This window comes from Endozoicomonas sp. ALC013 (genome assembly GCF_049310205.1).
GTDB lineage: Bacteria > Pseudomonadota > Gammaproteobacteria > Pseudomonadales > Endozoicomonadaceae > Endozoicomonas.
Map to the genome: position 1 here is coordinate 96,361 of NZ_JBLYNS010000004.1, position 7,226 is coordinate 103,586.

Here is a 7,226-nt window from a genome sequence, read left to right on the forward strand (position 1 = left end):
GGGTCGCCTTGTTATCACGTAATTATAAATAATATCGCAGGAGCGTATGGCTCCGGTGAGTTTTTTCAATAGTCGAATACTGGAGAAAACATAATATGAGTAGGGTGTTTTTTCTCTGCAAAAAGTCACTTTATAACGTTGGGTTTTCCCTGCTTTTGTTTTACGCAACACTGGCAAATGCTTCAGTCAGGGGTTCCGGGCTGCCAGATTTTGCGGCATTGTTTGAACAGGCATCACCAGCGGTAGTGAATATCAGTACTCTGGCCACGCCAAAAGCGAGACCGTCAATATATGGGCCGGGCGGGGAGGAGATTCCTGAAATTTTCCGCCGTTACTTTGGTATCCCGCTGCCTGATGAAAACCCTTCCGGACGTTCTCAACCGATGTCACTCGGTTCTGGCTTTATTATCTCGTCAGACGGTTACATTCTGACCAATAACCATGTTATCGAAGGTGCTGATCAGATTATTGTCAGACTCAGTGACAGGAGTGAGCGTTCTGCAGAACTTATCGGTGCCGATAAGCGTTCGGATCTGGCGCTGTTAAAAATTAACAATGACCGCAGTCTGCCCGTCGTTAAACTTGGTGATTCCGAGAGTGTTAAATCTGGTCAATGGGTAGCAGCAATTGGGTCTCCGTTTAATTTTGAATACTCGATTACCAAAGGCATTATCAGCGCTCTGAATAGAAGCCTGCCCAGCGACTCCTATGTCCCGTTTATTCAAACCGATGTCCCTATCAATCCGGGTAACTCGGGTGGTCCGCTGTTTAATATGAATGGCGAAGTCATCGGAATTAACTCCCAGATTTTTACCCGCTCTGGCGGTTTTATGGGGCTGTCATTCGCCATACCGGTTGATCATGTTATGTGGGCGGTTGATCAACTGAAAGAGAAGGGTTATGTCACCCGGGGATGGCTGGGGGTCGCCATTCAGGATGTGGATCGGGATCTTGCCGAATCGTTTGGTCTGGAAAAACCCATGGGGGCGCTGATCAGTCAGGTGGTTCCCGGTGGTCCGGCTGATAAGGCAAGGCTTCATCCCGGCGACATTATTGTCAGATTTAATGAAAGAGTCATCAGCAGCTCAGGCGTATTGCCAATGTCGGTGGGGGTGATAAAACCCGGCGAAAAAGCCAGGCTTGAATATATCCGCAATGGCAAGCGCAAGACCGTAGATGTTGTAGTGGGTGAGCTGCCGGATGAAAACAGTGGTGCCCCTGAACATAGGGGAGATAAGACGCCTTCTGATAAAAACCCTCTGGGTGTTCAGGTAGCTGAGCTTGATGAGAATTATCGCAGTAAGCTGCGCCTGGATGAGGATGTTCAGGGGCTGGTGGTGATTGGAGTTAACCGGGGTGCTGGCCGTTCCATTGGGTTGCGTCAGGGCGATGTTATCACGGACCTGAATAATAGCAGTGTGACAACGGTAGCGGAATTCAAAAAAGTGGTAGCCAAACTGCCCAGGAACCGCTCAATTTCAATGCGGGTTATTCGCGGTGGGAATCCCGGCTACATCACCTTCCGGTTACAGGGGTGATCAAATGTGGATAGCACGGTATATGACCATGGAGTAGTGTGCTGACATGTTATAGAATATTATGGAATCATTTATGCAGGTCAGACACGTGTTAATTGCTGCCGGAGCTTTAGCCACAGGCATGAATAAAATCAATTCATGCTGTTTAACAGCCGGTAAGTCAGTTTGATCCGCAGGCCAATTCCCTAATTCAAGACGGTCCCCGCGATTGCGGGGATCGCTTTTTGTGACGTTTTTACAGTAGATACTATCGTGAGCGACCTAAGCTTAATCAGGAACTTTTCCATCATTGCCCATATTGATCATGGGAAATCAACCCTGGCTGACCGTTTTATCCAAACCTGTGGTGGGCTCAGTGATCGTGAAATGCAGGCCCAGGTGCTTGATTCCATGGAGCTTGAGCGTGAACGTGGCATCACCATCAAGGCCCAGAGTGTGACGCTGGATTATCATGCCAAAGATGGTAATACCTATCAGCTGAATTTTATCGATACACCAGGACACGTTGACTTTTCCTATGAAGTTTCACGTTCCCTGGCGGCCTGTGAAGGTGCGCTTCTGGTGGTGGATGCGGCCCAGGGTGTTGAGGCACAATCCGTTGCTAACTGTTACACCGCCATAGAGCAGGGGCTGGAAGTCATGCCCGTGCTGAATAAAATGGATCTGCCCCAGGCAGAGCCAGACCGGGTCTCCCAGGAAATTGAAGAGATTATCGGTATTGACGCAACCGATGCTGTCCGCTGCTCTGCCAAGAGTGGTTTGGGCATTGAGGATGTTCTTGAGCGACTGGTGTCCACTATTCCTGCTCCTGAAGGTGACATCAATGGGCCATTGCAGGCACTGATCATCGATTCCTGGTTTGATAACTATCTGGGTGTGGTGTCTCTTGTGCGGGTGAAAAACGGTACGTTGCGCAAGGGAGAAAAGATCGTCGTTAAATCCACCAAACAGTCTCATGTTGTGGATAATGTCGGTATTTTCACGCCCAAGCGGACGCCCACCGGAGTTCTTAAAGCCGGTGAGGTTGGTTATGTGGTTGCCGGTATCAAAGATATTCAAGGTGCTCCCGTCGGTGACACCCTGACTCATCTGAAAACCCAGGATGTTGCAGCGCTGCCAGGCTTTAAACATGTTAAGCCGCAGGTCTATGCCGGCTTGTTCCCGGTCAGTGCGGATGACTTTGAAGATTTTCGTGATGCGCTGGAAAAACTGAGTCTCAATGATGCCTCCCTGTTTTACGAGCCGGAGAGCAGTGACGCGCTGGGCTTTGGTTTCCGTTGTGGCTTCCTGGGCATGCTGCACATGGAGATCATTCAGGAGCGACTTGAGCGGGAATATGACCTGGATCTGATTACCACGGCTCCCACGGTAATCTATCAGTGTCATATGAAAAACGGCAGTGTGGTGGAAGTTGATAACCCTTCCAGACTGCCTGACCCTGCAGGTATTGACGAAATTCGTGAACCCATTTCCCGGGCCAATATTCTGGTACCCCAGGAATATCTCGGTAATGTGATTTCTCTCTGCGTTGAAAAGCGCGGCGTACAGAAAGATATGCAGTTCACGGGTGGTCAGGTCTCACTGACCTACGATATTCCGATGAACGAGGTGGTGCTGGATTTCTTTGACCGACTGAAATCGGTGAGCAGGGGGTTTGCTTCTCTGGACTACTCTTTTGATCGTTTTGAAACCGCTAAAATGGTTCGGGTGGATATTCTGATCAATGGTGAAAAAGTCGATGCACTGGCGGTTATTGTGCATAAGGATCACGCCGTTTCCCGCGGACGGGTGCTGACGGAAAAAATGAAAGAGATCATTCACCGCCAGATGTTTGATGTTGCCATTCAGGCGGCCATTGGTGGGCAGATTATTGCCCGGACCACGGTAAAAGCGCTCAGAAAGAACGTCACTGCGAAATGCTATGGTGGTGACGTGAGTCGTAAGCGTAAACTGCTGGAAAAACAGAAGGCCGGTAAGAAACGGATGAAGCAGGTTGGGCGTGTGGAAATTCCTCAGGAGGCTTTCCTGGCAGTTCTAAAGGTCGACAAATAATTCACCATTGATTACATAAGAGAAAAACAGCCATGGATTTTAACTTTCCGCTGCTATTGGTACTGTCGGTTGTTGTTACAGGTATCATCGCACTGATTGACCGACTTTTTTTGTTACCAAGGCGAAAGGCTGCTGTTGCCATGCTCGGTGCCGAGGGCGGAGACGATGACGCCCTTGAGAAGCTGGCCAGGGAGCCTACCGTGGTTGAGACCTCCAAGTCTATCTTCCCGGTTTTGCTGTTTGTTCTGGTGATTCGATCCTTTTTGTTCGAACCTTTTCAAATTCCATCTGGCTCCATGATTCCGACCCTGGAAGTGGGTGATTTTATTCTGGTTAATAAATACAGTTACGGTTTGCGTTTGCCCGTGTCAGGTACCAAGGTGCTTGCCATCGGTGAGCCTGATCGTGGTGATGTGATGGTGTTTAAACAGCCAGGGAAAGAAAATATCAACTTTATCAAGCGTGTGATCGGTTTGCCTGGCGACGTTGTGCAATATATGGACAAGCGGCTGACGGTGAACGGCCAGGCGGTTCCTGAAGAGTTTGTGGCACAACTCAGTGATGCCCGATCCATTTATCGTCTCTATAACGAAGGTGATGAAGGCAAGCGCTACCAGGTTCGTAAAGAGCTGACCAGTCATGATTTCCGGGCTGAAGGTGAGTGGGTTGTGCCTGACGGCATGTACTTCGTCATGGGGGATAACCGTGACCGAAGCAATGACAGCCGGTATTGGGGCTATGTTCCTGAACAGAATATTGTTGGTAAGGCGGTTTACATCTGGATGCACTGGCCGAGCTGGACTCAACTTCCCGGCTTTAAGAACAACGGGGTGATTGAGTAAGCTGTCCAAGGAGAGAATCTTATGTATGGTATGAAGAGCCGACAACGAGGCAGTAGTGCAGTCAGTTGGCTGTTTTACCTGTTAATTGGTGGACTATTGTTGTCTTTTGCGGTTAAGGTTGTGCCCTTTTATATGGATGATCACTCTGTGAAGCAGGTGGTATCTTCATTAACTGACCGGCCAGGCTCTGCCACTGCATCCGTTACCCAGGTGAGAACCTGGATAAATAAAGGGTTGCAGCTAAACCTGATCAAGCTTGATCGCAATGAGGTTAAGGTCACCCGCGAAAACGGTGTTGTCGTTGTCGATATTGACTACGAGCGACGGATTCATTTTTTCCATAACGTTGATCTGGTATTAACGTTTGAACATAACTGGAAAGCTGGAACTCAGTGAAAACGCTTGAACTTGCCCGACTGCAGAAAAAGTTAGGGCATGAATTTTCCAATCAGAGCCTGTTGGCGCTGGCGCTCACCCATCGCAGCTTTGGCAGTCGTAACAATGAGCGATTGGAGTTCCTTGGCGACTCGATTGTCAACTTTGTTATTGCTGAAGCCCTCTATGAGCGCTTTCCCGATGCCAAAGAAGGGCAGTTGAGCCGCCTGCGGGCTCGAATGGTGCGCGGTGTAACCCTGGCCGAGCTTGGCCGGGAGTTTGAACTGGGCGACTTTCTTCGTCTTGGCTCCGGTGAGTTGAAAAGTGGTGGCTTCAGGCGGGAGTCCATTCTTGCGGATGCGGTTGAGGCCATTATTGGTGCGATTTACCTGGATGCCGGTATGGCCGTTTGTCACCAGCGAATTCGCATCTGGTTTACCACTCGTCTGGATCAACTGACCACGACGGATGAGCAGAATAAAGATCCGAAGACCCGCTTGCAGGAATATCTGCAGGCGCGGCAGCAGTCACTGCCAAAATATCAAGTGACAGATATTCAGGGGGAAGCTCATGACCAGCACTTTTCAGTGATTTGTGAACTGGAATGTCTGGATGAGCCGTCGAAGGGGGAAGGGTCGAGTCGTCGTGGTGCTGAACAGCAGGCGGCTCGCAATGCATTGAAGTTGCTTGGCGTTGATCATTAAGAGCGCAGAAAACAGATGACATCTGATGTAAATCGAGAAGAGCCAGCTGCTCATGAACTCAGCCTTTCCGATACCGTTTCGGAACACAGCCGCTGTGGCTACGTCGCCATTGTTGGCAGACCCAATGTTGGCAAATCAACCCTGTTGAATCACCTTCTCGGCCAGAAGCTTTCCATTACCTCCCGCCGCCCCCAGACTACCCGCCATCAGGTTCTGGGTATCAAGACGGAGCAGGGGGTTCAAACGGTCTATGTTGATACGCCGGGCATGCACAAGGTGCAGAAAAAAGCGATCAACCGCTATATGAATAAAGCGGCCAGCAGTGCCCTGGCGGGTATTGATGCCATTGTTTTTGTGGTTGACCGCCTGACCTGGAATGAAGAGGATCAGATGGTCCTTGAAAAGGTACAGGGTGCCCGCTGTCCGGTTATTCTTGCGATTAATAAAGTGGACAAGATCACGGATAAGGGGCAATTGATCCCGCACCTTGAGTCTCTGTCAACAAAAATGGATTTTCATGGGGTGGTGCCCATCTCTGCGCAGCACGGCCATAATCTGAAACAGCTGGATGGAATGATTACCCGGCTGATTCCGGCAGGCGTCCATCATTTTCCTGAAGATCAGCTGACGGACCGCAGTTCCCGTTTTCTTGCCGCTGAGCTGGTGCGGGAGAAGGTCATGCGTCAGCTGGGTGATGAGCTGCCTTATGACGTGACGGTGGAGATTGAAGAGTTCAAGCATGAGTTGCGGCCGAAAGGTCCACTGTTGACCATCAGTGCCTTGATTCTTGTGGAGAGAGCGGGCCAGAAAGCCATTGTTATTGGTGACCGGGGAGCACGACTGAAAAAAATCGGACAGGAGGCCCGCAAAGATATGGAGCACATGTTCGACTCAAAAGTCATGCTGAACCTTTGGGTTAAGGTCAAGGCAGGCTGGTCTGACGATGAGCGTGCCCTGAAAAGTCTGGGGTATGATCACAACCTGTGATTGGTAATGAATTCCATAAAGCCTGGTTACTGCATCGGCGCTCTTATAAAGAGCGCTCAGTGATTGCTGAGTTCTTAGTGGAAGGTCATGGCCGTGTGGCCATGGTGGTTCGGGGAGTCAGGCAGTCAAAGTCCCGGCTGGCTTCGCTGTTACAGCCTTTTCATCAGGTACTGGTGCGCTGGAAAGGGCGAAGTGAGCTGAAAACACTGGTTGATCTGGAGCTTGATCGCTTTACCTTTCTGACTGGTGAACGGCTTTATTGCGGGTTCTATGCCAATGAGTTGCTGATGCGATCAATGATTCCGGGGCAGCTGGTGGATGGCGTGACGGAATTATACCGGGACCTATTGGCCCATCTTCATCAGAACGTGCCTCTTGAGCCATTGCTCCGTTCCTTTGAACTGGATTTGCTGGAACTCTGCGGCTATGCTCCACCGCTTGACTGGGACGTGGTCAGCGGCGCGCCTTTAAAACAAGGCATGGTTTACCGCTTTGAACCTGAGCATGGGCTGGTACCGACCCATGGACAAGTCAGCTACCATGAGAGACCGTTTTGCTACACCGCAGAGTTGCTGCAAGCACTCTCGGCCAGGGATTTCACCAATGCTGATTTCTATCCTGGTTTCAAGCGTTTTACCAGGCAGGCCATGAAACCGCTTATCGGAGACAGGCCGATGCAGAGCCGCATGCTGTTTACCAGGAGGCTGACCGAGAATAGACTGCCCTAC

General features: G+C 50.3%; 7 protein-coding genes. All 7 read left to right on the top strand.

Features of this window, described 5'->3' with window-relative positions:
- The first annotated feature begins 95 nt into the window (after positions 1-95).
- Positions 96-1,538, top strand: coding sequence for a DegQ family serine endoprotease (locus ACO6V1_RS01985; RefSeq protein WP_422448364.1), 1,443 nt, complete (start codon positions 96-98; stop codon positions 1,536-1,538).
- Between the two features lie 252 nt (positions 1,539-1,790).
- Positions 1,791-3,590 (top strand): translation elongation factor 4, encoded by a 1,800-nt coding sequence (gene lepA / locus ACO6V1_RS01990; RefSeq protein ID WP_422448362.1) that lies wholly within the window; start codon positions 1,791-1,793, stop codon positions 3,588-3,590.
- Positions 3,591-3,622: 32 nt separating this feature from the next.
- Positions 3,623-4,432, top strand: a complete 810-nt coding sequence (gene lepB, locus ACO6V1_RS01995) for a signal peptidase I (RefSeq protein WP_422448360.1) — start codon at positions 3,623-3,625, stop codon at positions 4,430-4,432.
- A gap of 21 nt (positions 4,433-4,453) precedes the next feature.
- The gene (locus ACO6V1_RS02000) at positions 4,454-4,828 is read left to right on the top strand and encodes a DUF4845 domain-containing protein (protein WP_422448358.1); all 375 of its coding nucleotides are present in this window, start codon (positions 4,454-4,456) and stop codon (positions 4,826-4,828) included.
- The gene (gene rnc, locus ACO6V1_RS02005) at positions 4,825-5,511 is read left to right on the top strand and encodes a ribonuclease III (RefSeq protein ID WP_422448356.1); all 687 of its coding nucleotides are present in this window, start codon (positions 4,825-4,827) and stop codon (positions 5,509-5,511) included. Before ACO6V1_RS02000 ends, rnc begins: the two co-directional genes overlap by 4 nt.
- A 15-nt stretch (positions 5,512-5,526) precedes the next feature.
- The gene (era, locus tag ACO6V1_RS02010; RefSeq protein WP_422448354.1) at positions 5,527-6,498 is read left to right on the top strand and encodes a GTPase Era; all 972 of its coding nucleotides are present in this window, start codon (positions 5,527-5,529) and stop codon (positions 6,496-6,498) included.
- On the top strand, positions 6,495-7,226 hold a 732-nt coding region (gene recO, locus ACO6V1_RS02015), incomplete at its 3' end, for a DNA repair protein RecO (RefSeq protein ID WP_422465588.1). The genes era and recO, both read left to right, overlap by 4 nt.

Coding starts and splice junctions, on each gene's coding strand:
- ACO6V1_RS01985 (WP_422448364.1), top strand. CDS start 96: ATGAGTAGGGTGTTTTTTCTCTGCAAAAAGTCACTTTATAACGTTGGG.
- ACO6V1_RS02000 (WP_422448358.1), top strand. CDS start 4,454: ATGTATGGTATGAAGAGCCGACAACGAGGCAGTAGTGCAGTCAGTTGG.
- era (WP_422448354.1), top strand. CDS start 5,527: ATGACATCTGATGTAAATCGAGAAGAGCCAGCTGCTCATGAACTCAGC.
- lepB (WP_422448360.1), top strand. CDS start 3,623: ATGGATTTTAACTTTCCGCTGCTATTGGTACTGTCGGTTGTTGTTACA.